This window comes from Gallaecimonas zhanjiangensis (assembly GCF_057624825.1).
In genome coordinates this window covers 3412811-3435590 of sequence record NZ_CM172603.1, presented here as the reverse complement: position 1 = coordinate 3435590, position 22780 = coordinate 3412811, and the positions used below count along the sequence as shown (strand labels likewise).

Below are 22780 nucleotides of genomic sequence, written 5' to 3'. Positions count from 1 at the left end.
ATAAAGCGGCTTGGCATTCTACTCAGGGGTTAATGCCCTCACAACGTAGTGCTTATTCCGATATGGCATACAAAAGCCCTTTTTAATCTTTTCGTTTGGCCATCCAGGCCCCTAATATGGCGCCCATCATAATTTATGAATAGGCGCCCATGTCTCACGTACTGACACAGCTGACCCAAGCGGTCAGGGAACAACTGTCGCAACTGTCCAGCGACGATCTGCGCTGGATGAGCGGTTATCTGGCTGGCCTGGCCGATGCCAAGGCCGGAACCGGGTCTGTTGTTGCTGCACCTGCTGCCATTGCTGCTGCCAGCCGCCCGTTGCTGGTGCTCTACGGCTCCCAAACCGGCAACGCCGAGGGGGTTGCCAAAACCTTTGCTGATGCTGCCAAAGCGGCTGGCCTTAATGTCACCCTGGCCTCCATGGCCGGTTTCAAAGCCAAAAAGCTTAGCGACGCCCAGGATATTGCCCTGGTGGTGTCCACCCACGGTGACGGTGAAGCACCGGACGATGCCATTGCCCTGCATGAGCTGCTGGGCTCCAAACGGGCGCCTGATCTTAGCCAAACCCGTTTCTCGGTACTGGCCCTTGGCGACAGCTCCTATCCGCTGTTCTGCCAGACCGGCAAAGACTTTGACGAGCGCCTGGCCGCCGCCGGCAGCGAGCGCCTGCTGGCTATCAAAGAAGCCGATGTGGAGTTCCAGGCCACGGCCCAAGCCTGGCAAGACGAGCTGCTCGCCGCCCTTGCCGATGCCGCGCCCCAGGTGCAAAGCGCCGCCGAGGTCAGCAGTTCTGCTGCGCCCCAGCCGACCCGCGCCAACCCCATGAGCGCCGAAGTGCTGGCGGTGCACCCGCTGACCATCGACGCCGGCCACGAGGTGTATCACCTGGAGCTGGACGTACCTAGCCTTAGCTACCAGCCTGGCGATGCCCTTGGCATCGTGGCGCAGCAAAGCGACGCGCTGGTTCAAGCGGTGCTGGACGCCACCCGCCTCAATGCCGACGAGCCGGTCACCCTTGACGGCAAAAAAGTGCGCCTCTTTGATGCCCTTAAAGGCAAAGAGCTCACCACCTTGCACCCCAAGACCGTGGCCGATCTGCAACTGTCTGAAGGGGAGGGCCAGCTGCCCGAGCGCATTCGTACCCGCAGCGAGTCTCTGACCGCCCAGCAACTGGTCGATGCCCTCAAGCCCCTGGCGCCGCGCCTTTACTCCATCGCCTCTTCCCCCAAGGAAGCCGAAGGCGAAGTACACCTGACCATCGCCCTGGTGGCCTTTGAGGCCGAAGGCCAGGCCCGCTTTGGGGTAGCCTCTGGCCTGGTTTCCCGCCTGGAAGCCGGGGATGAGCTGAAGGTGTACGTGCAGCCCAACAACCGTTTCCGCCTGCCTGACGCCGACAAACCGGTGATCATGATTGGCCCTGGCACCGGCGTGGCGCCGTTCCGCGCCTTTATGCAAGAGCGTGAAGCCACTGAAGCGCAAGGCCGCAACTGGCTGTTCTTTGGCAGCCGCCACCTGCGTAACGACTTCTTGTATCAAACCGAGTGGCAGCGCTGGCTGAGCGAAGGGCAGCTAAGCAAGCTGAGCCTCGCCTTCAGCCGTGACCAGCAGGACAAAATCTACGTGCAGCACCGCCTCAAAGAGGAAGGTGCCGAGGTATGGCAGTGGCTCAATGACGGCGCCTATCTTTACGTGTGTGGCGACGGCGAACGCATGGCCAAAGACGTACACCAGACCCTGGTCGACCTCATTGCAAGCCACGGCAACACCGATGGCGAAACCTATTTGAACGAGTTGCGTGCCCAAGGCCGCTACTTGAGGGATGTTTACTGATGGCTTCTCCCAACGAACGCATTAAGAACGAAAGCCGCCACCTGCGTGGCACCCTGGAAGAGAGCCTGCACGACGGCTACACTGGCGCGCTGCGTGAAGACGACACCCAGTTGTCCAAGTTCCACGGCTTTTACCAGCAGGACGACCGCGACCAGCGCAGCGAGCGCGCTAAGCGCAAGCTCGAACCCCTGTACAGCTTTATGCTGCGCGCCCGGGTGCCAGGCGGTGTGGTAACCCCCGAGCAGTGGCTGATTGTCGACAAACTGGGCCGGGAGCTCAGCGGCGGCAGCGTGCGCCTGACCACCCGCCAGACCTTCCAGTACCACGGCATCTTAAAAGAGAGCCTCAAGCCCCTTATTCAAGGCCTGCACAGCGCCCTGCTGGACTCCATCGCCGCCTGTGGCGACGTGAACCGCAACGTTTTGTGCAACACCAACCCGGTGGATTCGAGCCTGCACCAAGAGGTGTATCGCCAGACCGTGGCGCTGTCCGAGCATCTGCTGCCCAACACCCGTGCCTATCACGAGATTTGGCTGGACGAAGAAAAGGTGGCCGACTCCGCCGAGCCCATTTACGGCGATACCTACCTGCCCCGTAAATTCAAAGCAGCCGTCGCCGTTCCGCCCCATAACGATGTGGACGTTTACGCCAACGATCTGGGCTTTGTGGCTATAGCCGAGAACGGCAAGCTGCGCGGCTACAACGTGCTGGTAGGCGGCGGCATGGGCACCACCCATGGCGACACCGCTACTTACCCGAGGGTGGCAAGCTGCCTGGGCTTTATCAGCCCCGAGCAAATGAATGTGGTGGCCGAAGCGGTGCTCACCACCCAGCGTGATAACGGCAACCGTGACCAGCGTAAAAACGCCCGTCTCAAATACACCGTCGATCGCATGGGTGTAGACGCCTTCAAAGCCGAGGTGGAGAAACGCAGTGGCGTGACCTTCCTGCCGGAAGTGCCGGTGGTCTTTACCCAACAAGGCGACCGCTTTGGCTGGGTAGAGGGTGTGGACGGCCGCGACCACCTGACCCTGTTTGTGCCGGAGGGCCGCCTTATCGACAAGCCCGGCCAAGCCTGGCTGACCGGCCTTCGCGCCATCGCCCAGGTGCACCAGGGCGATTTTCGCATGACCGCCAACCAGAACCTCATCATTGCCGGTGTGCCCAAGGCCGAGAAGGCCAAGATTGATGCCCTGGTGGCCGAGCATGGCCTGAACGTGCCCACCACTCGCCTGCGTGAAAACGCCATGGCCTGTGTGGCGCTGCCTACCTGTGGCCTGGCCATGGCCGAAGCCGAGCGTTACCTCGAAGACTTTGTGGCCAAGGTGCAAGGCCTGCTGGACGAAGTGGAGCTGGGCGACCAAGACATCGTTACCCGCATTACCGGCTGCCCCAACGGTTGTGCCCGTCCTTTCCTGGCCGAGATTGGCCTGGTGGGCAAGGCCCCTGGCCGTTACAACCTGTTCCTGGGCGCCGATGGCCGTGGCCTGCGGGTCAACAAGCTGTATCGCGAGAACCTTACCGAGACCGAGATCCTCGCTGAACTCAAACCGGTGCTGAGCCGCTACCGCGCCGAGCGCAACGCCGACGAGCGCTTTGGCGACTTCGTGGTACGCGCTGGCGTGGTGAAGGAGGTCAAAGATGCCCAAGTCGATTTTCACGCCTGAGCACCAGCAGTTGCTGGAAGGCCTGGACGCACCCGCGCGGGTGCGCTGGGCCCTGGACAACCTGCCCGGTGAATTTGCCCTGAGTTCGAGCTTCGGTATCCAGGCGGCGGTGATGCTGCACCTGGTTAACCGCGAAGCCCCCGGCATTCCGGTGATCTTCATCGACACCGGTTACCACTTCCCGGAAACCTACGGTTTTGTGGACCAGCTCACCGACAAGCTCGGGCTTAACCTTAAGGTTTATAGCCCCAAAACCACCGCTGCCTGGCAAGAAGCCCGCTATGGCAAGCGCTGGGAGCAAGGGGTAGAGGGTATCAAGGCCTACAACCAGGAAAACAAGGTTGAACCCATGCAGCGCGCCCTGGAAGAGCTCAAGGTGCAAAGCTGGTTTGCTGGCCTTCGCCGCGAGCAATCCAGTACCCGCGAGAGCCGCAGCGTGCTGGAAAGCCAGAACGGCCACACCAAGGTCTACCCCATCATCGATTGGAACAACCGCGATGTGTACCGCTACCTCACCGAGCACGGCCTGCCTTATCACCCCTTGTGGGACCAAGGCTACGTCTCGGTAGGGGACTGGCACTCCACCGTGCCCCTGTCAGAACAGCTGAGCGAAGAACAGACCCGCTTTGGCGGCCTGGTCCGCGAATGCGGCCTGCACGAGTAAGTCATTGATGCACGATTTCCCGTTGTTCCTGGATTTACACGGCAAGGATGTGCTGGTGGTGGGCGGTGGCGCTGTGGCCTGGCGTAAGGTCCAGGCGCTGCATAAAGCCGGCGCCAAGGTGCGCCTAGTGGCCAAGACCCTGTGCGCCGAAATAGCGGCCAGCCCCGTTGACCACGTGGCCGAGCAGTTCGAGCCCAAGTGGCTGGACGGCGTGTGGCTGGCCATTGCCGCCACCGACGACGAGCTGGTCAACGAGGCGGTGGCCGAGGCGGCCAATGCCCGGCAGATTTGGGTCAACGTGGTGGACCAGCGCGCGCTTTGCAGCGCCATCGTGCCGGCTGTGGTGGAGCGAAAGCCGGTCACCATCGCTATTTCCAGTGATGGCCAGGCGCCGGTACTGGCCCGGCGCCTTCGGGAAAAACTCGAAGCCGAAGTGCCGCAGTGGACCGGCGCCCTGGCGGCGCTGATGGGCCGGTTTCGGGACAAAGTGGCCAGCCGCTTTGCCGCCTTTAGCGACCGGCGCCGCTTCTGGGAAGCGCTACTGGACGGCGACACCGGCCAGCAACTGGCCAAGGGCGACGCAAAAGCTGCCGAAGCCGAATTGGAAGCCTTGTTGGCCGGTGAAAACCGCCGCGCAGGCTGGCTCAAATTGGTAGGCGCCGGCCCCGGCGACCCGGACTTGCTGACCCTCAAAGCCCTGCAGGCCATCCAGGCGGCAGACGTTATCGTCTACGACAGGCTGGTCTCTGACGCGGTGATGAACCTTGCTCGCCGCGACGCCGACTTTATCTCGGTAGGTAAGGAAAAGGGCCTGCATTCGGTGCCCCAGCCCGAGATTGAAGCCATCTTGGTGCGCGAAGCAAGCGCTGGCAAAAGGGTCGTGCGCCTTAAAGGCGGCGACCCCTTTGTATTTGGCCGCGGCGGCGAAGAAGTGCTGGCCGCCCGCGCCGCCGGTATCGAGGTGGAAGTGGTGCCCGGTATCACCGCCGCCGCTGCTTGCAGTGCCCGCACCCAGGTGCCGCTCACCCACAGGGGCCTTGCCAACCAGATGACCCTGGTGACCGGCCATTGCCAGCCCGGCGGTGAAGACGCCAACTGGCGCGCCTTGGCCCAGGAAAAGAGCACCCTGGCGATTTACATGGGGCTGACCCAAAGCAGCCATATCGCCGACGAATTAATGGCAGGAGGCCTTACCGCCTCCACCCCGGTATTGGTGGTGGAGAACGGCACTCGCCCAGAGGAGCGGCGCTTTCGCACCGACCTTGGCCACCTGGCCGACACTGTTGAACAGGCGCAGGTCAAATCCCCTGCGCTGTTGATGATTGGAGACACCGTGACCCTTTATCAGGAGGCCAAATGAGCCTAAGCCCCCATCTCGCGGCCCTTGAGGCCGAGTCCCTGCACATTATTCGTGAAGCGGCAGCCGAGTTTGAGCGGCCGCTGATGCTCTACTCCATCGGCAAGGATTCGAGCGTGCTGCTGCACCTTATCCGCAAGGCATTCCTGCCGGCCCTGGTGCCCTTCCCGGTGCTGCACATCGACACCGGCTGGAAATTCCAGGCCATGTACGCCTTTCGTGATGCCCAGGCCAAGAAATTCGGCCTGGACCTGAAAGTGGTGCAAAACCCCGAGAAGCTGAACCCCTTCGACCACGGCAGCCGCTACACCGACGTGATGAAAACCGAGGCCCTCAAAGCCGAGCTGGCCCGTGGCAAGTACGACTGCGCCTTCGGTGGCGCTCGCCGTGACGAAGAAGCCTCCCGCGCCAAGGAGCGGGTGTTCTCCCACCGCGACGCCTTCCAGCGTTGGGAGCCGCGTCGCCAGCGCCCGGAGCTGTGGACCCACGTCAACAGCGACTTGGCCAAAGACGAGAGCATGCGGGTGTTCCCCCTGTCCAACTGGACCGAGCGGGACATCTGGGCCTATATCCGCGCCGAAGAAATCGAACTGGTACCGCTGTACTTTGCCGCCGAGCGCCCCGTGGTGGAGCGTGATGGCCAGCTGTTCATGGTGGATGACGAGCGTTTCCGCCTTGAGCCCGGCGAAGTGCCGCAACTGAAAAAAGTGCGTTTCCGTACCCTGGGCTGTTACCCGCTGACCGCCGCCATCGAGTCCGACGCCGAGACCCTCGACGAGGTGCTTGACGAGCTGGGCCAACTGGGCGCCAGCGAGCGCTCTGGCCGCATGATCGACAAAGACTCTACGGCCGCCATGGAACGTAAGAAACGCCAGGGGTACTTCTGATGCAAGAAACACTGAAACTGTTGACCTGTGGCTCCGTCGACGACGGCAAGTCCACCCTGATTGGCCGCTTTTTGTTTGAAACCGGCCAGCTTTACGCCGACCAGCTCAAAGCCCTTGGCGACCCGGACGAAAACGGCGAACTGCCCTTTGCCAACCTGCTGGACGGCCTGGAAGCCGAGCGCAGCCAGGGTATTACCATCGACGTGGCCTGGCGTTTTGCCGAAGCGGGCAGCCGCCATCTCATCATTGCCGACACCCCCGGACACGAGCAGTACACCCGCAACATGGTCACCGGCGCTTCCCATTGCGACCTAGCCATCATCCTGGTGGATGCCCGCAAAGGCATCATCCGCCAGACCCGCCGCCACAGCTTCCTGTGCCACTTGCTGGGCATTCGCCAGTTCGTGGTGGCGGTGAACAAGATGGACGCGGTGGACTACGACGAAGCCACCTTCAAGGCCATCGAAGCGGACTACTACAAGCTGGCCGAGCGCATGCCAGGCGCCAACATCAAGGTGTTGCCGGTCTCAGCCCTTAAAGGCGAGAACCTAGCCAAGCTGTCAGGCAAAATGCCCTGGTACCACGGCCCAAGCCTGCTTGGCGCCCTGGAAGACGCCAGCGTCAGCCGCCCCTCGGTGGACGGCGTGCGCCTGCCGGTGCAAAGCATTATCCGCCCCAACCAGGATTTTCGCGGCTTTGCCGGTACCCTCTTTGCGGGCACGGTGCAGGCCGGCGACACCCTTTATCACTGGCCGTCCGGCAACCACGCCCTGGTGCAAAGCGTGTGGCGCTCCGGCTCCGAAGTGGAGCTGATTGAAGCGGGCGACGCTGTCGCGGTGCAGCTGGACCGGGAAATTGACATCAGCCGCGGCGACTGGCTGACCAACAGCCCGGTCACCGGCGCCCGCACCTGGAAAGGCTGGCTGGTGTGGCTGGACGACCAAGGCCATCAACCTGGCAAGCGTTATCGCATCAAGGCGGCCAGCCGCTGGACCTGGGGTAAGGTCACCAACGTCAGCGGCCAGCTGAACGTGGACAACTGGACCATCAGCGACGATGCCGAGCTCAAGGCCAACGCCATTGGCCAGGTAACGCTGCAACTGGAAGAAGCCCAGGCTCTGGATCTCTACCAGCAAAGCCGCCACACCGGCAGCCTGATCCTGGTGGACCCGGACACCCAGCAGACCGTGGCCGCCTTTATGGCCGAAGAAGCGGTGGCGGACACCGCTGAGCAGCGCCCGGCGGTAACTCAAGCCGAGAAAGAGCTTAACGCTTACATTCGCCGCCACTACCCGCACTGGCAAGCCATCGACGTGAGCGACTGGTCATGAGCAGCAACCTGACCTGGCACCAGCACACGGTGGACGCGACCAGCCGCGCCAAGGCCTTGGGCCAAAAGCCGCTGGTGCTGTGGTTTACCGGCCTGTCTGGGGCCGGTAAATCAACGCTTGCCAACGGTGTGGAGCAGGCCCTGGCCGGGGCCGGTAAGCATTCGTTCCTGCTGGACGGCGACAACGTTCGCCATGGCCTTTGCAGTGACTTGGGGTTTAGCGACAAGGATCGCACCGAGAATCTGCGCCGGGTCGGCGAAGTGGCCCGGCTGATGGTGGATGCAGGGCTGATTGTCCTGGCCGCTTTTGTGTCGCCCTTTGCCAGCGACCGCCAGCTTATTCGTGAGCGCCTGCCCCAAGGGCGCTTTTTCGAGATTTACGTGGAAGCGAGCCTTGAGGCTTGTGAATCCCGCGACCCCAAAGGCCTTTATGCCAAGGCGCGGCGCGGCGAAATCAAGCACATGACCGGTCTTGATTCCCCCTTTGAAGTGCCTGCCAGCCCTGACTTGGTGGTGAACACCCAAGCCTTGTCTCCTGCCGAGGCGGTCAATAAAGTACTGGAATGGCTCGAAAAGGAAGTGGGGCTTGATGCAAGCACTGATTGATGCGGTTAAAGCGGCGGGGCTAAAGGCCCTGTCGTTCCAGGGCAAGGTGGGCGCCGAGGATAAGGCCGACGGCTCGCCGGTGACCCTGGCCGACAAGGCCGCCCACGACATTCTGATGGTGGCCCTGGGTGAAACCGGTTACCCGGTGTTGTCGGAAGAGGGGGCCCATACCCCTTGGGAGGCGCGCCAACACTGGCAAAAATTCTGGCTGGTGGACCCTTTGGACGGCACCAAGGAGTTTTTGGCCGGGCGCCCCGATTTTACCGTCAACGTGGCTTTGATTGACGGCAGCGAGCCGGTGCTGGGGCTGGTGTATGTGCCCGCTACCGACCATCTCTATGTGGGCGAGAAGGGCAAAGGCGCCTACCTGGAAGTGGCTGGGGAGCGGCGTGCTATCGCGGTTAACCCCGATGGCACGCCGCCGGTGGTGGTGGCCTCTCGCTCCCACCCGGCGCCGGAGCTGGCCGGCTGGCTGGCCAAGCTGGGCGAGCATGACCTTCTGAATCGCGGTTCCAGCCTGAAGTTCTGTGCCATTGCCGACGGCAGCGCCCAGCTCTATCCGCGCTTTAATCCCACCATGATGTGGGATACGGCAGCGGCTCAGGCGGTATTGGAAGCGGCCGGTGGCCTGGTGCTGACCCTGGCCGGCGAGCCATTGGGGTATCGCCGAGAGAACCTGCGCAACGGCGGCTTTATTGCCACTGCAGCTGCACGTCTGCTGCCAGAGCCTTCTTAAACTCCCCTTCAAACTTGCTGTCCGGCTCGGCTGACATCAGCCGGGCCAGTTCATCCCCCACCGAACTGAAACGGTAATAGGTCAGATGCACCTTGCGCCGGCCGCCACTCAGCACCCCTTTGTGGGAACCAACGTTAAATTGCAGCGGGCTGAGTTTGAGGTCGGCGCTCAGCAGCTCCGAACTTTGCAGCAGGCCAATTTCCATCAAGGTGGCCAGGGCCGAGTAGGGCAGCCCGAACTGGCCCAGGGGCAGCAGCCGGGTTTGGCTACCGCCGAGGGTATGGCGCCGGTAAATACCAATCACCAGCCGGTATTCCTGGCCCACCTGCAGCGCCATGTTGACGGCTTTGGCAAAGAGCCCGGTTTCCTTGACCGAGAGCTTTTCCAGCACTTCCAGGGCGCGCCGTGAAAAGCTGCCGGGGTTTTCCAGCTCGCGCAGCAGGATATTGGCCCACAGCCCCTGCATGCGGGGGCTGCCGATGTTCTCGCTCAAGCGGCTGAAGTGATAGAACCAGTCGCCATCAATATCATCCACCACGGTGCTGCCATCGGACTGGCCCAAAGCCCGGCGGATAATCGCCTCCAGGTTCTTCTGGCGGCGGGTCACGCCGATGGCGGCCCTGTGCCTGGCTCTGTCCAGGGGGTTACCCCTTTCTTCGCTGTTCAGTGCCCCTTCCAGCCCTTGTTGCTGGGCCAACTGGCGCAACCTGTCGGTGGGGCTGTACCCCATGCGTTCCACTGCCGGTGTTTTGTCCATGATGGGTGATGTTGAAAATGGCGTGACGCCAGCCTAGCGCAAATCGCGGTGGCTGTCGCCAGCCCAGGCACCATACTAGGGATGGAGGTGCCTGGATCATGAGAGTCGTTTGTTTGGTGTTGCTGTGGCTGCTGATGACCCCTGCTCGTGCCGACTGGTTAGACAGTCAGCGCCAGGGCCTGCAACAGGCAGAAGTACAACTGCAATTGCTGGCCGAGATGGGCAACTGGCCGCACCTTGAGGGCCCGACCTTGCGCCTGGGTGACAAGGGCGATGCGGTGCTCAAACTGCGCGAAATGCTGGTACTGAGCGGCGATCTCACCGAAGACGTGCCAGGCCGTGACCAGTTTGATGCCGCCCTTGGCGAGGCGGTAAAGCGTTTTCAAGGGCGCCTTGGCCTTAACGAAGACGGTGTCGTGGGCAAGGGCACCATGGCGGCGCTTAATGTCACCCCGGCCCAGCGGCTGACCCAAATTCAAGCCACCCTGGCGCGGATGCGTCAACTGAGCCCGGCCGGTGAGCAGCTTATCGTCAATATTCCCGCTTATACCCTCACTTGGTTTGCCGGCGACGAGGTACGTTTGCAATCGCGTATCGTGGTGGGGCGTCCCTCCCGGCCAACGCCGCTGATGCAAAGCGAAGTCACCGCCATCGAGCTCAACCCCTTTTGGAACGTGCCATACAGCATATTTCGCCGTGATTACCTGCCCAAGATGCGCCGCCAGGGCTTTGAGCCGCTGGTGGACCATCAGATAGAGATTGTCGAAGGGTATGGCCGCGCTACCCAGGTGGTGCCGCTGCCGGAGCAAGTGCCCGCTCACTGGCCACCTACCTGGCGGCTTCGCCAGCGGGCAGGGGATTTTAACGCCCTGGGCCGCTTGAAATTCGTGCTGCCCAACAACGAGGCCATTTACCTGCACCACACCAACCAGCCGGGGCTGTTTCGCCAGGCCAAAAGGGCGTACAGCTCGGGCTGCATAAGGGTTGAGGCGGCCTACACCCTGGCCGACCGTTTGCTGTTCGACCACCCCGGTTGGCGCCAGGCCCTCGACAGCGGCCAGTGGCAGAAGATAGTCCTCAGCCAACCTCTGCCGGTGGCGCTGGTTTACTGGACAGCCTGGGTGGATGCAAGTGGTCACTTACACTTCAGGGACGATATCTACGGGCTTGATCTGGGGCCTAACTCACAATTTGCACTGCATAAAGATTGATCATTTTTTGTGCTGTAGGTAGTTTGAGGGCTGTTTTAAACGCAACTCTCTAAAACACCCAGTTGTAGGAGGTGAAATGCAGCACAAAATGCTCTCACGCCGTCGTTTTCTTGTCGGCGTCAGCACCCTGGCTGCTGCCAGTGTCCTACCAGGGAAGGCCATGGCCAGTGTGGGCCACAAGCGTGCATTAAGCATGGTGAATTTACACACAGGACAGACTGCTCAGGGGATTTATTGGCAAAACGGCCTTTATCTCGACGAAACCCTGCAAAGCTTCAATGAGGTGCTCAAAGATCACCGCAGCGGCGATGTGACCCACATGGATCCGGCGCTCTTTGACCAACTCACCCGCTTGACCGGTAACCTCGGTTTTGACGGCACCATCGAAGTGATCTCTGGCTATCGCAGCCCGGCGTCTAACGCGGCCATGAAAAAGGCCGGCCACCATGTGGCCACCAAATCCTTTCATTGCTTAGGGAAAGCCATCGACATTCGCCTGCCCGGCGTCAAGCTGGCCAAAGCCCACAAGGCGGCGCTGGCCATGAAAGCTGGCGGCGTGGGCTACTACCCCCAGGATGGTTTTATCCATATCGATACCGGCCCGGTGCGGCGCTGGTAACCAGGCGGCGATAAGCGCCCACAAAAAAGACGAGCCTTGGCTCGTCTTTTTGCATTTAGGGGGATTACGCGCCCAGCAACTGGTGCAGCAGCGCCATCACGTTTTTGATGTCGTCGTCGCTCAGCTTGCCGTCTTTAGCAAAGCGTACCTTGCCGTCTTGGTCCACCACGATGATGGCCGAGCTTTTCGGCTCGAGATCCCAGGCTTTTTTCACGGCGCCTTTTTCGTCCAGCACCACCTGCGAGTAGGGGAAGTCTTTTTTGCCGTCTTTGGCTGAGCTGCGCACAAAGGCGCCGGTGCCCCAGATGGCGTCATCAACGTTGATGATGGTAACGGTCTGGTATTTGTCTTGGGACAGGTGATCTTTCTTGATGGCGTCGATCAGCGGATCGTTGATCTCTTTGGCGCTGGTGCGCCCGGCAAACGCCTGGATCACCCGCACCTTGCCGGTGAGGCTGTCGGTGGAGAAAGGCTCAAAGCCGAATTTCTTGTTCTCATAGGTAATGGCGCCGTCGTCGGTAACGGTCACGCTGGGTACCGGAGCATTGAGCTCGATATTGTGGGCCAGCGCCGGGAAAGCCATTGCCAGGGTAAAGGCGGCGGTAAGGGTTAAACGCATGTTCTGCTGCTCCTTATTATGTGGTCCAACCATTTTGCAGTAACTAATCCGAGTTGCAAGGTATTCAAGCTGAAGGGAGTTGCAACGGGCGGTTAAAAAGGGCGCAATGGTTTGGATACACCAACAAGAATTGAACAAGGAGTCACCATGCGCGTTATCGCCTTGCTTGCCGTGCTCTGGACCGGGAGCGCCTTTGCCGCCGTGATCGATGGCCTGGCGGCCGAAAAGGGCTTTTATACCCTCTACCCCGACCCGAACCACGGCGCGCTGTGGGTCAAACCCCGCTTTGACGAGCCCTTTTTGCTGCATGCCAGCCTGCCCTGGGGCATGGGGGCCAATGAAGTGGGGCTGGACCGTAACCAGGTCAGCGAAGCGGTACTGGTGCATTTCTCCCGCCAGGGCAAGGTGGTGCAGCTGATCCGCGACAACCTCAATTTTCGCGCCCGTGGCGGCTTTAACGATGAAAAACGTTCAGTTGAAGAAGCCTTTGCCCGCTCCGTTATCTGGCAAGGGGAGCTAAAAGACGGTTATGTGGACCTTTCCAGCCTGGTGCTGAGCGACCGCCAGGCCCTGGCCGAGCGGGTGGCCGAAGCCGGGCAGGGCAGTTACCAGTTTGACGGCAAGCTCTCCGCCATCGATTGGCAAAGCAACAAGAGCTTTGTGGACAACACCGAGCTGCAAGGCATCCTCACCTTTAGCGGCAAGCCCGCCGGGGACGCCATCCGCTGGACTGTGCCTGACCCGAACCACCTGACCCTGGTGCAGCGCATCTCCCTTATCCGCCTGCCGGACGACGGCTACCAGCCCCTGGCCTATCACCCTCGCAGCGGCTCCTTCCACGTGGATTTTCAAGACTACGCCACCGCCTTGGACCAACCCATAGAGCAGGGCTACCAAATTCGTCACCGCGCCGATGCCAAGCACCCCATCATCTATTACCTCGATAACGGCACCCCCGAGCCGGTGCGCTCGGCGCTCTTGGACGGCGCCCGCTGGTGGAGCCAGGCTTTCAAGGAAGTGGGCATCGATTTTGAGGTCAAGGTGCTGCCCGAAGGGGCCGACCCCATGGATATCCGCTACAACGTCATCAACTGGGTACACCGCGCTACTCGTGGCTGGTCCTATGGGGCGGCGGTGGTGGACCCGCGCACTGGGGAAATTTTAAAAGGCCAGGTGAGCCTTGGCTCATTGCGGGTGCGCCAGGACCTTCGCATCGCCGAAGCCCTGGTGGGTAAGGCTCATCATCAAGAGGCCCTCAACATGGCCCTGGCGCGGCTTCGCCAACTGGCGGCGCACGAGGTGGGCCACACCCTGGGCTTTGCCCACAACTTTGCCGCCAGTACCCAGCAAGACGCTTCGGTAATGGATTACCCCCATCCCCAGGTGCACCTCAAAGGCGATGAAGTGAGCCTGGATAACGCTTACGGCGTTGGCCTCGGCGGCTGGGACCACTACCTGGTGCATTATGCCTACGCCAAAAATGCCCAGCAGCGGGCCGCGCTTATCAAAGACAACCAGCAGCGCGCCTATGTTTCCGACGAGGGCGCCAGAGGCTTTGCCAGCAGCGAGCAAAGCGGCAACCTGTGGGACTTTGGCGCCGATCCGCTCAAAGCCCTTGAGCAGTTGCTGGCGGTGCGCAAAGTCGCCCTGGCCCACTTTGAAAGCGATGCCGTTGGCCCCGGCGAGCGCGGCGACGACTGGCAACGCAAGCTCACCCCGCTCTATTTATTGCAGCGCTACCAGGCCGAAGCGGTGGCGCGGCTGCTAGGCGGTGTCAGCTATCAATACGGGCGCCAGGGCGAAGCCTTCCTGGGCACCACCGAAGTCAGCCCCCAGATGCAGCAGCAAGCCCTCAAGGCGCTGGATAACCTGTTGTCTGACGAGGTGCTGACGCTGCCGCCGGGCCTGGCTCGCGCCATGCCGCCTTCCGGCCAAGACCTTGAAAACCAGGCCGAATGGCTGCCAAGCCGCCTGGGTAAGGATTTTGATCCGCAAGCTGCCGTTGAGGCCGCCGCGCAGCTGGTGCTGGCCCCGGCCCTGGCGCCAGCACGCCTGGAGCGGGTCTATCAGCAGGCCAAGGGCCCTGATATGCTGAGCGTCGTTAACACTCTGGTGCTCAATCGCTGGCGTATGAGTGATGCCAGCGCCGTGCAAAGTGCGGTAGCCTGGCAGGGGCTGGCAGAGCTCGCCAAGAGCCTGCCCAAGCTCTCAGCCCCGGCGGCGGCCCTTATCCGCAGCGAATTGCGCCAAAGCGCCAGCTGGCTGCAAGGCCGGCGCGGCGACGAAGCCTGGCGCCGCCAGCAGCGCGAGGCAGGAGTATGGCTGGCGGCCTTTTTGGCCGACCCTAAAACGCCCTTGCCATTGCAGAGCACCATTCCACCGGGTTCACCCATTTAAGGAGCCAAGATGTCGGTGATTGAACATATCCAAAGCAAGCTGGGCGACCTCGACGCCTGGCTTATTCCCCACGAAGACGCCTTTTTGGGTGAATACCTGCCGGCCGCCAACGAGCGGCTGGCTTTTGTCACCGGTTTTACCGGTTCGGCCGGTATCGCCTTGGTCACCAAAGAGCGCCTGCATATCTGGGTAGACGGCCGTTACACGGTGCAGGTGCAAAGCCAGGTGCCAGCTGGCACCCAAGTGCATCACTTGCATGAAACCCCCATCGGTGATTTTTTTGCCGAATTGCCCCAAGGCAGCCGCGTCGGCTTTGACAGCTTTTGCGTCAGCGCCCGCCAGCTGCGCCAGTGGCGCGAAGGGGCGCCCGGGGTTGTGTTTGTCCATGGCCACAACCTGGTTGACGCCTGCTGGCCCGAGCGCCCGGCGCTGCCATCGGCCAAGGGCTTTGCCCTGAGCGACAAGCTGACCGGCAAAAGCTGCCAGCAAAAACGCCAAGAGCTGGCCAAAACCATCGCCAAGAAAGCCGATGTAGCCCTTATCGCCCAGCCCGATAGCCTGGCCTGGCTGACCAACCTGCGCGGCGCCGACATTCCCTGCATGCCGGTGATGCTGATGCGCGGCCTGCTGTCGGCCAGTGGCCATCTCAAGTTGTTTGTGGATATCGCCCGCCTGCCGGCCGACGCCGAGCTGGGCTCGGATGTGGAAGTCTTTGCCCCCGAGATGCTGGGCGCCGAGCTTGCCGCTCTTAAAGGGCAAAAAGTGCTGGTGGACGAGGGCCTGACCTCGGCTTTCTTGGTCGAAGAGCTCAGCATGGCCGGCGCCACCGTGGTGCTGGGCACCGATCCGGCGCTTATTCCCAAGGCGGCCAAAAACGCCGTGGAAATTGACGCCATGCGCGAAACGCACCTGCGTGATGGCGCCGCGGTCAGCCAGTTTTTGTGCTGGCTGGATGACATCGTCGCCAATGGCGAGCGCCCCGATGAAGCCGACCTTGCCGAGCAGCTGGAGAGCTACCGCAAAGCTCAGGCCGATTACCTCGAACCGAGCTTTGACACCATCTCGGCGGCCAGCGCTAACGCCGCATTGCCCCATTACAACTTCCGTAACGGCACCCCGGCCAAGCTGCCACAAGACGGCCTCTACTTGGTGGATTCGGGCGGCCAGTACCGCCTGGGCACCACCGATGTCACCCGTACCGTGGCCATCGGTGAGGTGAGCGCCGAGCAAAAACACCTCTACACCCTGGTGCTTAAGGGCCATATCGGCCTTGGCCGGGCCCGCTTTGTTAAAGGCACCTGTGGCCACCAGCTCGACTACCTGGCCAGAGCGCCGCTTTGGGCCGAAGGCTACGACTACGACCACGGCACCGGCCACGGTGTCGGGCAGTGCCTGAGCGTCCATGAAGGGCCGCAGCGCATTGGCAAGGCCGCCAACAACTACCCGATACTGCCGGGTATGGTGTTCTCCAACGAGCCGGGTTTTTACCGCGTCGGCGCCTTTGGCATTCGCATTGAGAACCTGGTGACGGTGGAAAAGGCCGAGGCCCCGGGGGACCGTGAGGTGATGTGCTTTGAAAACCTCACCTACATCCCCATCGACAAACGGCTGGTGGACAAAAGCCTGCTGAGCGACACCGAGCTTGGCTGGTTTAACGACTACCACGCCAAGGTGCTGGCCAAGATTGGCCCGCGCCTTGAAGGCGAGAGCCGCCAGTGGCTCGAAGCCGCCTGCGCGCCCTTATGAAAAAAGCCGGCATCAGCCGGCTTTTTTTTCACCCCAAGGCGTGCCATGCACGCCTTGTTCAGTCGTGAGCCAAGTCGCCCCAGTTAAAGCTCTCGCCGCTGGCGGTAGACACCAGGTTGCGGCCATCTCTTTTGCTCAGGCGCTGCCACTGGCGGCCTTCGGGGGCCGGGAACTGGCTGGCTTCGTCCATGTCCGGCAGGGCCGGGGTGGCGATGTCGTAGAGCATCATTTCAATGACTTCGGTCATGCCCTGGTTGGCCTGGTCAATCAGCCAATCCTGGTGGGCATTGAGAAAATCGCTGTATTGCTTGCTGATCCCGGCTTCGTCCTGCTCGGTCTCGATGGCGTCCAGCTCACGCTGCTGATCTTTACTCAGTTGCAGACGCTGGTAGCCGTCGGTGGCCTTGTCTTTGAGGGCGTAGTATTTCTCGTCGATGACTTTGCGCTCGGCGGCAATCTCGTCACTGTTGCGGGTCTTCCTGGGGGTAAAGGCCAGGGCCGGCGACTGGAAGTAAAAGGTGTTGCGATACAGCACCCGAGGGGTCTTCTCGGTACTGAAACGGCTCTTTTTCGGCGGCTCGAAATACTCGGCCAGCAGGGTCAGCTGCAGGTGGCGCCGGTCGCTGCTCAAGGTGTAGCTGGGGGTGAGCTTGAGGACGTTTTTGCCGTCCACCCCGCGCACCGCAAACAGATCGGTAAGGCTCGCCGGGTCGTCCACCTCGATGATTTTGTTGCCCCTTAACTGCTCGTGGTCCCAAAAAGCTTTGCGCAGCTTGTGCTTGAAGCTGGTTTGGAACATAAAGCGCTGCATCTGGGCCTGCACCGGCGCCAGGGTGGTGACGGCGGCGCGCTCTGAGGTGTCATCGCCGTAGCGGGCCCCCAGCAGCTGGGCGCTTTGGTCCTGGATAATAACGCTGTCGTTGAGGCTGGCGTTGTTCTGGGGCGCCAGGGCTTGGCGTTTGGTGGTTTGGCAGCCCAGCAGCAACAGGGTGGTAAGCAAGCAAAGTACGAGATTTTTCATTTAGTTATCTTTTGTGCGATTTTTGTACGGGGCGATTTTAGGGAAGCGGGGAGTCCATCGCAAGACACCTTTGCGGTATAGTTGGGCCCTTAGCCGAAAATTGACCTGTTATGACGGACAACACCAAGCGTGCGCTCGTTGTCGGCGAGCACATCATCCCCGTGGCACCGGACCTGCCCATCCTCGATCAGCTGCTGCTTAAAGGCATTCCCGTGGAATACCAGTGCCGGGGCGGCTTTTGCGGGGCCTGCCGGATGCGCCTGAAAAACGGTGAAGTGCGTTATCTCGACACCCCCATTGCCTACATCAACGACGGGGAAGTGCTGACTTGTTGCAGTGTTGCCGTCAGCCGCATCGTTGAGCTGGAAGCCGATTATCTGAAAAAGGAGTAAGCCTTGGACCCTGTTTACTTGCAGTCACTGGCCGCCTTTGTCGGCTACTTTGCCCTGGCGGCCGGCATGCTGCTGGTGTTTGTCTGGATTTACACCTGGGTGACCCCCCACGACGAGTTTGCCCTTATCCGCCAGAACAACGTGGCGGCCAGCCTGGCCTTTGGCGGCGCCCTGGTGGGCTTTGCCATACCCATGGCAAGCGCCGTGGCCAACTCCCAGTCCTGGGTAGATGGCGCCATCTGGGGCCTGGTGGCGCTGGTGGTGCAGCTGCTTACCTTCAAGGTATTGCAGCGGTTGCTGGCGGACTTGCCGGCGCGGATAAGCCAGGGCGAAGCGGCGGCAGGCATCTTTACCGGCTTGGCGTCGGTGGCGGTGGGGCTGCTTAACGCCGCCTGCATGACCTATTGAAAGGAGCGCAAATGAAACGCAGTAAAAAAGTGGCCTTGACCCTGATGGCGCCTATCAGCGCCCTCTACATTGCCGGTTGCAGCGAGCCGCCGGTGGATGCCAGCGTCTATAAAAGTGTCGAGCAATGCGCCCAGTTTCATGACCGCGCCCAGTGCGAGAGCCAGTTCCAGCAAGCCAAGCAAGTCGCCGAGCAAACCGCGCCGCGCTACACCAGCTTGCAAGCTTGCGAGCAGGACTTTGGCGCCGGTAACTGCGCTGTTCCCGGCCAGCAGCAATACCAGCAAAGCGGCGGCTTTTTCATGCCGATGATGATGGGCTTTATGGCCGGCCAGATGCTGAGCGGTGGCCGCAACCCGGTGCAAACCCAGCCTTTGTATCGCTCCAAAGACGACCCCAACACCTACCGTACCGCCCAGAACGTGCCGGTTTCCCGTGGCGAAGGCCCGGTCAAGGTGCGCCCCTCTGACGTCAAAGTGGCGCCGGCCGGTGTGGTGCGCCGTGGCGGCTTTGGTGCCCAGGCGGCACGTCGCACAAGCTTTGGTGGCTGATGAAACGCATCACGATTGAAGAGCGCCCCTGGTGGCAGGAGCAGGCCCGTGATTTGGGCTTTCGCTTTCACACCATCGACGGTGAAAAGTACTGGGACGAGTCCGCCTATTACCAGTTCAGCCTCAAGCAGGTTGAGAACGACATCGAAGATGTCACCCAGGAGCTTCATGAATTGGCCATGGCCCTAGTGGACGAGGTGGTGGCCAGCGAGCAAAAGCTTGAGCAGCTCTGTATTCCCGAGCGCCACTGGGACTTGGTGGCAACCAGTTGGCGCCAGCGCCAGCCGCATCTGTACGGGCGCATGGATTTTAGCTACGACGGCGCGGCCCCGGCCAAGCTTTTAGAGCTGAACTACGACACCCCCACCTCGTTGTACGAGTCCGGGTTCTTCCAGTGGCTGTGGCTCGAAGATGCCATCAAGCACGACATGGTTCCCAAGGGCAGCGATCAGTTCAACAGCCTTCAAGAGCAGCTACAAAGCCGCTTTGGCGAGTTGGGGGTGGAGCGGCTGCACTTTGCCAGCGTGCAAAACAGCGACGAAGATCTGGGCACGGTGCGCTACCTGCAAGATATCGCCTCCCAGGCCGGTCTTGCCACCCGCTATGTGCCCATGGAGCAGATAGGTTTTGGTGACGGCCGCTTCTGGGACCGTGAAGATCAGGCTATCGACGCCATCTTCAAGCTCTATCCCTGGGAATTCATGCTGGCCGAAGAGTTTGGCGACCTTATCGCCGGCAGCCAGACCTTATGGCTGGAGCCGCCCTGGAAAATCATCCTCGCCAACAAAGGCATCCTGCCGCTGCTGTGGCAGGCCCATAAAGGCCACCCCAACTTGTTGGAAGCGCACTTTGACGACGGCTCGGCCCTTGGCCGTGGCTGGGTGAAAAAGCCGATATTTTCCCGGGAAGGGGCCAACGTCGAGCTGTACCTGCCCGATGGCCAGCGCCTGGCCGAACCCGGCCCATACGATGATGGCCGCTTTATCCGCCAAACCCTGGCGCCGCTGCCGGCCTTTGCCGGCAACCATACCCTGGTGGGCAGCTGGGTGGTGGGAGACGTGGCCTGCGGCATGGGCATACGCGAAGACAGCAGCCTTATCACCAAGGACAGTGCCCGCTTCGTGCCGCACATCATCAGCGAATAAAAAAGCGGGCCTGGCCCGCTTTTTTATTTCAGGGTGACCACATCCCCCACCAACGCTACCCCGGCAATGATGGCGCCGGCACCACACTTAAAGGTGGTGTCGCTGGTGGTGAGGTTGTTGCGATAGTTGGAGCGGATATTGATAACCGCGTTGCCACCTTCAGCTTCGGCCCGCTGCTTAAGCGATTTCATGGCCGACAAAAACACCCAGTTGCAGGCCTTTTCGTCGCTTTTCCCAAAAGCGTTGGTTTTTTGATTGGTGCGAAACTCACCGAAGGTTTTGAGCACCTTGCCATGGTGCTGGCCACCGAAATAAAAACGGATGTTGTCGCCCAAAATTTCCTTGGCCTCGGATTGGGCCATGGCGTCCTTGACTGAGTAATCGTTGATGGAGTCCCGGGCCATAACCGGTGCGTTCAGTAGCATTAGCGCGGCGGCGCCCAGCAGAATTTTTTTGTACATCGACTGTCCTTGTGTGGTTATCCGGTCGTTAGTTAGTAGCAGGCCACCGGCTGGTGGTGCCTTATTTAATCAAGCTGTTAGCTGATGGTAAAGCGCGCACCGCCATGGTTTTCGCACTTTGCGGGCCAGCGCCAACTCAGCTGTGTGGGTTCTGGCACTTTTGTATTGTTAATGTTAAATTTCGCCTGCTTTTGAGGAATGGCCAACACACGGGAAAGCCCATGGAATGGACACTGTTCGAGTCGCTGTCGGCGGCCGTGGTGGTGTTGGGGGTGATGATGCTGTTGCCGGCCCTGCTGGTGATTGCGTCCAACCGCCAGGTCAAGGGCTCGGTCGGCTGGTGGGTTATGGCCTGCTTGCTGGCGTCCTGGCTCGGTTTGGCCCTGTTTTGGGTGAAAAGCCGGCCACCCCACTCCTCCCTCACGACATAACAAGAAACCTAAAAAAGCCCCAGCACGGGGCTTTTTTATTGGCTCGGCAAAGGGCCTCTTTGCTGAACCGCCTTGCTTGCCGACCTCGCCGCGTCTGCTTGGTGCCGTTAAGCTGGGGGCTGCTAAGGAGGGACCATGGGCAAACGTATCCGCCTCATCATTAACGGTAAATCTGCCGCCAACACCACGCTTCGCCAGCTTATCGAGCAAAGCCGCAGCCATGGCCATGAGGTTTCGGTCAGGGCCACCTTTGAAGAAGGGGACGCCGAGCGCTTTGCCAAAGAGGCCCTGGGCCAGGGCCTGGACAGCATAGTGGCGGTGGGGGGCGACGGCACCCTCAACGAGGTGCTGCAAGGCATGCTGGCCAAGGGAAAGCCGGTAGAGGCCATGGGGCTGCTGCCCATGGGCACCGCTAACGACTTTGCCCATGGGGTGGGGATCAGTGCCGACAACCTGCACAAGGCCATGGCCATTATCCTCAACAAGGCGCCCCGGCCCATCGATGTAGGCTTGGTTAACGGCCGCGCCTTTTTGAATGTGGTGACCGGCGGTTTTGGCTCCCAGGTGACGGTGGAAACCAACCCGGATCTCAAGCGGGTGCTGGGCAAGTTCTCTTACCTTCTGACCGGCATCGGCAAGCTGTTTGATTTTCAGCCCATTGCAGTGGAGCTAAAAAACGGTGACGCCAGCTGGCGGGGCGAGCTGATGGCGCTGGCGGTGGGCAACGGCTGGCAAGCCGGAGGCGGCATCCGCCTGTGCCCCGACGCCTGCCTGGACGATGGCCTGCTGGATATCACCTTGCTGCCGCACAACGAGCGGGTCGGGCTGCTGGATATGCTGGACGCCCTGGCCAAAGACGGCCTGCAAGGCCACGAGGCTTGGGTCAAACGCCGCCAGGCTGCCGAGTTTGAACTCATTGCCGAGGCGCCGCTGCACATCAATCTGGACGGCGAGCCCATGAAGGACACCCATTTTCGTTTCAGCGTGCTAAAACAGCAGCTGTCATTCCACTTACCGGAGTAAGGACGCACCGTGGCGAACACCCTATGCCGTAACCCATTGCTGTGGTTAACCTGCCTGCTGTTGCCTGGCATCAGCCTGGCGGATGATTTTAGCCGCACGGTGAGTGACATCGAAAGCCAATACGGCGGCCGCCTCGGGGTGGCCGCCTTTGATAGCCGCGATGGCCGCCAGTTGGGGTATCGCGAGCATGATACCTTTGCCATGTGCAGCACCTTCAAGGCGCTGCTGGCCGCGGCGGTGCTGAAAAAGGCCGAGCTGGGGCAGCTTAACCTCAATGCCCAGGTGCCTTATGGCAAGGGCGATCTACTGGATTACGCGCCGGTAACGGCGGCCCATGTGGATGAAGGGCAGATGACGGTCTCGGCCCTGGCCGGCGCGGCAATCACCTTGAGTGACAACACCGCCGCCAACCTGCTGCTGGCCAAAATTGGCGGCCCGGCCGGGCTGACCGCCTATATTCGCAGCCTTGGTGATAACCTCACCCGCCTTGACCGCACCGAGCCTTCCCTTAATACCAACCTGCCTGGCGACCCGCGCGATAGCACCACCCCTGCGGCCATGGTGACGCTGTGGCAAAAGCTGTTGCTGGGTAAGGCCCTTGCGCCCGCCTCACGCCAGCAACTGCTTGCGTGGCTAAAAGCCACCCAAACCGGTATGGCCAAGATCCGCGCCGGTTTGCCCGGCGGCTGGCAGGCTGGCGATAAAACCGGTAGTTGCGAAAACGGCGGCAGCAACGATGTGGCGATCGTCTGGCCCAGCGGCCAGCCTCCTTATCTCTTGGCGGTCTATTACAGCGATGGCCTTGGCGGCAGCGCCCAGAAAAACGCCGCCATTGCCGCTGTCAGCCAAGCGGTGGCCGAGCAGTTTTATCCCCCCGGCCACTAGCCGGGGGACGAATCATGGTTGAGCGGTTTGGCAGGTAT

At 61.2% G+C, this 22780-nt stretch carries 23 protein-coding genes; 19 read left to right on the top strand and 4 right to left on the bottom strand.

The window, feature by feature from the left end:
- The first annotated feature begins 149 nt into the window (after positions 1-149).
- Genes AC22G1_RS16265 through cysQ form a run of 8 tightly spaced genes read left to right on the top strand, consistent with a single transcriptional unit; the run spans position 150 to position 9079 of the window.
- A complete protein-coding gene (locus AC22G1_RS16265) occupies positions 150-1832 on the top strand; it encodes a diflavin oxidoreductase (RefSeq protein ID WP_487314294.1) in 1683 nt (560 codons plus the stop codon).
- The gene (gene cysI / locus AC22G1_RS16260; protein ID WP_487314293.1) at positions 1832-3499 is read left to right on the top strand and encodes an assimilatory sulfite reductase (NADPH) hemoprotein subunit; all 1668 of its coding nucleotides are present in this window, start codon (positions 1832-1834) and stop codon (positions 3497-3499) included. The genes AC22G1_RS16265 and cysI overlap by 1 nt, the downstream gene beginning before the upstream one ends.
- Positions 3474-4163 (top strand): phosphoadenylyl-sulfate reductase, encoded by a 690-nt coding sequence (locus tag AC22G1_RS16255; RefSeq protein WP_487314292.1) that lies wholly within the window; start codon positions 3474-3476, stop codon positions 4161-4163. Before cysI ends, AC22G1_RS16255 begins: the two co-directional genes overlap by 26 nt.
- 7 nt (positions 4164-4170) lie before the next feature.
- Complete coding sequence (cysG, locus tag AC22G1_RS16250; protein ID WP_487314291.1) at positions 4171-5523, top strand: siroheme synthase CysG; 1353 nt, start codon at positions 4171-4173, stop codon at positions 5521-5523.
- On the top strand, positions 5520-6407 hold the full coding sequence (gene cysD / locus AC22G1_RS16245) for a sulfate adenylyltransferase subunit CysD (RefSeq protein ID WP_487314290.1): 888 nt from the start codon (positions 5520-5522) through the stop codon (positions 6405-6407). The genes cysG and cysD overlap by 4 nt, the downstream gene beginning before the upstream one ends.
- Positions 6407-7738, top strand: coding sequence for a sulfate adenylyltransferase subunit CysN (gene cysN / locus AC22G1_RS16240; protein WP_487314289.1), 1332 nt, complete (start codon positions 6407-6409; stop codon positions 7736-7738). The genes cysD and cysN overlap by 1 nt, the downstream gene beginning before the upstream one ends.
- Positions 7735-8343 carry an adenylyl-sulfate kinase gene (gene cysC, locus AC22G1_RS16235; protein WP_487314288.1) on the top strand — a complete coding sequence of 203 codons (609 nt, stop codon included), beginning with the start codon at positions 7735-7737 and terminating at the stop codon, positions 8341-8343. Before cysN ends, cysC begins: the two co-directional genes overlap by 4 nt.
- A complete protein-coding gene (cysQ, locus tag AC22G1_RS16230) occupies positions 8324-9079 on the top strand; it encodes a 3'(2'),5'-bisphosphate nucleotidase CysQ (RefSeq protein WP_487314287.1) in 756 nt (251 codons plus the stop codon). Before cysC ends, cysQ begins: the two co-directional genes overlap by 20 nt.
- On the opposite strand, the gene AC22G1_RS16225 is transcribed toward cysQ, so the two are convergent.
- Positions 9036-9836 (bottom strand): TIGR03899 family protein, encoded by an 801-nt coding sequence (locus tag AC22G1_RS16225; protein ID WP_487314286.1) that lies wholly within the window; start codon positions 9834-9836, stop codon positions 9036-9038. The two genes, cysQ and AC22G1_RS16225, sit on opposite strands and share 44 nt — an antisense overlap.
- Before the next feature lie 98 nt (positions 9837-9934).
- On the opposite strand from AC22G1_RS16225, the gene AC22G1_RS16220 reads away from it, so the two are divergent.
- On the top strand, positions 9935-11047 hold the full coding sequence (locus AC22G1_RS16220; RefSeq protein WP_487314285.1) for a L,D-transpeptidase family protein: 1113 nt from the start codon (positions 9935-9937) through the stop codon (positions 11045-11047).
- A gap of 76 nt (positions 11048-11123) precedes the next feature.
- Positions 11124-11666 carry a peptidoglycan L,D-endopeptidase MepK gene (mepK, locus tag AC22G1_RS16215; protein ID WP_487314284.1) on the top strand — a complete coding sequence of 181 codons (543 nt, stop codon included), beginning with the start codon at positions 11124-11126 and terminating at the stop codon, positions 11664-11666.
- Between the two features lie 64 nt (positions 11667-11730).
- Here the strand turns inward: mepK and AC22G1_RS16210 are convergent, their stop codons facing one another.
- Positions 11731-12285 carry a YtfJ family protein gene (locus AC22G1_RS16210; RefSeq protein ID WP_487314283.1) on the bottom strand — a complete coding sequence of 185 codons (555 nt, stop codon included), beginning with the start codon at positions 12283-12285 and terminating at the stop codon, positions 11731-11733.
- A 147-nt stretch (positions 12286-12432) separates the two neighbouring features.
- Here AC22G1_RS16210 and AC22G1_RS16205 point away from each other — a divergent pair, with 147 nt between their 5' ends.
- Complete coding sequence (locus AC22G1_RS16205; protein WP_487314282.1) at positions 12433-14682, top strand: zinc-dependent metalloprotease; 2250 nt, start codon at positions 12433-12435, stop codon at positions 14680-14682.
- 9 nt (positions 14683-14691) lie between these two features.
- Entirely contained in the window at positions 14692-16428 is a 1737-nt protein-coding gene (locus AC22G1_RS16200; RefSeq protein WP_487314281.1) for an aminopeptidase P family protein, read from the top strand.
- A gap of 58 nt (positions 16429-16486) precedes the next feature.
- Here AC22G1_RS16200 and AC22G1_RS16195 read toward each other — a convergent pair whose 3' ends face one another.
- The gene (locus AC22G1_RS16195; protein WP_487314280.1) at positions 16487-17449 is read right to left on the bottom strand and encodes a hypothetical protein; all 963 of its coding nucleotides are present in this window, start codon (positions 17447-17449) and stop codon (positions 16487-16489) included.
- Between the two features lie 110 nt (positions 17450-17559).
- Here AC22G1_RS16195 and yfaE point away from each other — a divergent pair, with 110 nt between their 5' ends.
- The 4 genes from yfaE to AC22G1_RS16175 are packed head-to-tail and all read left to right on the top strand — an operon-like array spanning position 17560 to position 19942.
- Positions 17560-17841 carry a class I ribonucleotide reductase maintenance protein YfaE gene (gene yfaE, locus AC22G1_RS16190; protein ID WP_487314279.1) on the top strand — a complete coding sequence of 94 codons (282 nt, stop codon included), beginning with the start codon at positions 17560-17562 and terminating at the stop codon, positions 17839-17841.
- 3 nt (positions 17842-17844) lie between these two features.
- Positions 17845-18249 carry a DUF350 domain-containing protein gene (locus AC22G1_RS16185; RefSeq protein WP_050657796.1) on the top strand — a complete coding sequence of 135 codons (405 nt, stop codon included), beginning with the start codon at positions 17845-17847 and terminating at the stop codon, positions 18247-18249.
- A gap of 11 nt (positions 18250-18260) precedes the next feature.
- Positions 18261-18797 carry a DUF1190 domain-containing protein gene (locus tag AC22G1_RS16180; protein ID WP_123420367.1) on the top strand — a complete coding sequence of 179 codons (537 nt, stop codon included), beginning with the start codon at positions 18261-18263 and terminating at the stop codon, positions 18795-18797.
- Complete coding sequence (locus tag AC22G1_RS16175; protein WP_487314278.1) at positions 18797-19942, top strand: glutathionylspermidine synthase family protein; 1146 nt, start codon at positions 18797-18799, stop codon at positions 19940-19942. Before AC22G1_RS16180 ends, AC22G1_RS16175 begins: the two co-directional genes overlap by 1 nt.
- A 23-nt stretch (positions 19943-19965) precedes the next feature.
- Here AC22G1_RS16175 and AC22G1_RS16170 read toward each other — a convergent pair whose 3' ends face one another.
- Positions 19966-20403, bottom strand: coding sequence for an excinuclease ABC subunit A (locus AC22G1_RS16170; protein ID WP_487314277.1), 438 nt, complete (start codon positions 20401-20403; stop codon positions 19966-19968).
- Between the two features lie 221 nt (positions 20404-20624).
- Between AC22G1_RS16170 and AC22G1_RS16165 the strand changes: the two genes are divergently transcribed.
- The 3 genes from AC22G1_RS16165 (at position 20625) to bla (ending at position 22742) form a co-directional block, all read left to right on the top strand.
- A complete protein-coding gene (locus AC22G1_RS16165; protein ID WP_487314276.1) occupies positions 20625-20834 on the top strand; it encodes a hypothetical protein in 210 nt (69 codons plus the stop codon).
- 135 nt (positions 20835-20969) lie between these two features.
- Entirely contained in the window at positions 20970-21857 is an 888-nt protein-coding gene (gene yegS, locus AC22G1_RS16160) for a lipid kinase YegS (protein WP_487314275.1), read from the top strand.
- Between the two features lie 9 nt (positions 21858-21866).
- Positions 21867-22742: a class A beta-lactamase gene (bla, locus tag AC22G1_RS16155; RefSeq protein ID WP_487314274.1), complete on the top strand. Its 876-nt coding sequence runs from the start codon at positions 21867-21869 to the stop codon at positions 22740-22742.
- Positions 22743-22780: the final 38 nt, after the last annotated feature.

What these genes read in the sequence shown, in the direction of transcription:
- AC22G1_RS16265 (WP_487314294.1), top strand. Translation starts at nt 150, where the DNA reads ATGTCTCACGTACTGACACAGCTGACCCAAGCGGTCAGGGAACAACTG.
- cysI (WP_487314293.1), top strand. Translation starts at nt 1,832, where the DNA reads ATGGCTTCTCCCAACGAACGCATTAAGAACGAAAGCCGCCACCTGCGT.
- AC22G1_RS16255 (WP_487314292.1), top strand. Translation starts at nt 3,474, where the DNA reads ATGCCCAAGTCGATTTTCACGCCTGAGCACCAGCAGTTGCTGGAAGGC.
- cysG (WP_487314291.1), top strand. Translation starts at nt 4,171, where the DNA reads ATGCACGATTTCCCGTTGTTCCTGGATTTACACGGCAAGGATGTGCTG.
- cysD (WP_487314290.1), top strand. Translation starts at nt 5,520, where the DNA reads ATGAGCCTAAGCCCCCATCTCGCGGCCCTTGAGGCCGAGTCCCTGCAC.
- cysN (WP_487314289.1), top strand. Translation starts at nt 6,407, where the DNA reads ATGCAAGAAACACTGAAACTGTTGACCTGTGGCTCCGTCGACGACGGC.
- cysC (WP_487314288.1), top strand. Translation starts at nt 7,735, where the DNA reads ATGAGCAGCAACCTGACCTGGCACCAGCACACGGTGGACGCGACCAGC.
- AC22G1_RS16225 (WP_487314286.1), bottom strand. Translation starts at nt 9,836, where the DNA reads ATGGACAAAACACCGGCAGTGGAACGCATGGGGTACAGCCCCACCGAC.
- AC22G1_RS16220 (WP_487314285.1), top strand. Translation starts at nt 9,935, where the DNA reads ATGAGAGTCGTTTGTTTGGTGTTGCTGTGGCTGCTGATGACCCCTGCT.
- mepK (WP_487314284.1), top strand. Translation starts at nt 11,124, where the DNA reads ATGCAGCACAAAATGCTCTCACGCCGTCGTTTTCTTGTCGGCGTCAGC.
- AC22G1_RS16210 (WP_487314283.1), bottom strand. Translation starts at nt 12,285, where the DNA reads ATGCGTTTAACCCTTACCGCCGCCTTTACCCTGGCAATGGCTTTCCCG.
- AC22G1_RS16205 (WP_487314282.1), top strand. Translation starts at nt 12,433, where the DNA reads ATGCGCGTTATCGCCTTGCTTGCCGTGCTCTGGACCGGGAGCGCCTTT.
- AC22G1_RS16200 (WP_487314281.1), top strand. Translation starts at nt 14,692, where the DNA reads ATGTCGGTGATTGAACATATCCAAAGCAAGCTGGGCGACCTCGACGCC.
- AC22G1_RS16195 (WP_487314280.1), bottom strand. Translation starts at nt 17,449, where the DNA reads ATGAAAAATCTCGTACTTTGCTTGCTTACCACCCTGTTGCTGCTGGGC.
- yfaE (WP_487314279.1), top strand. Translation starts at nt 17,560, where the DNA reads ATGACGGACAACACCAAGCGTGCGCTCGTTGTCGGCGAGCACATCATC.
- AC22G1_RS16180 (WP_123420367.1), top strand. Translation starts at nt 18,261, where the DNA reads ATGAAACGCAGTAAAAAAGTGGCCTTGACCCTGATGGCGCCTATCAGC.
- AC22G1_RS16175 (WP_487314278.1), top strand. Translation starts at nt 18,797, where the DNA reads ATGAAACGCATCACGATTGAAGAGCGCCCCTGGTGGCAGGAGCAGGCC.
- AC22G1_RS16170 (WP_487314277.1), bottom strand. Translation starts at nt 20,403, where the DNA reads ATGTACAAAAAAATTCTGCTGGGCGCCGCCGCGCTAATGCTACTGAAC.
- AC22G1_RS16165 (WP_487314276.1), top strand. Translation starts at nt 20,625, where the DNA reads ATGGAATGGACACTGTTCGAGTCGCTGTCGGCGGCCGTGGTGGTGTTG.
- yegS (WP_487314275.1), top strand. Translation starts at nt 20,970, where the DNA reads ATGGGCAAACGTATCCGCCTCATCATTAACGGTAAATCTGCCGCCAAC.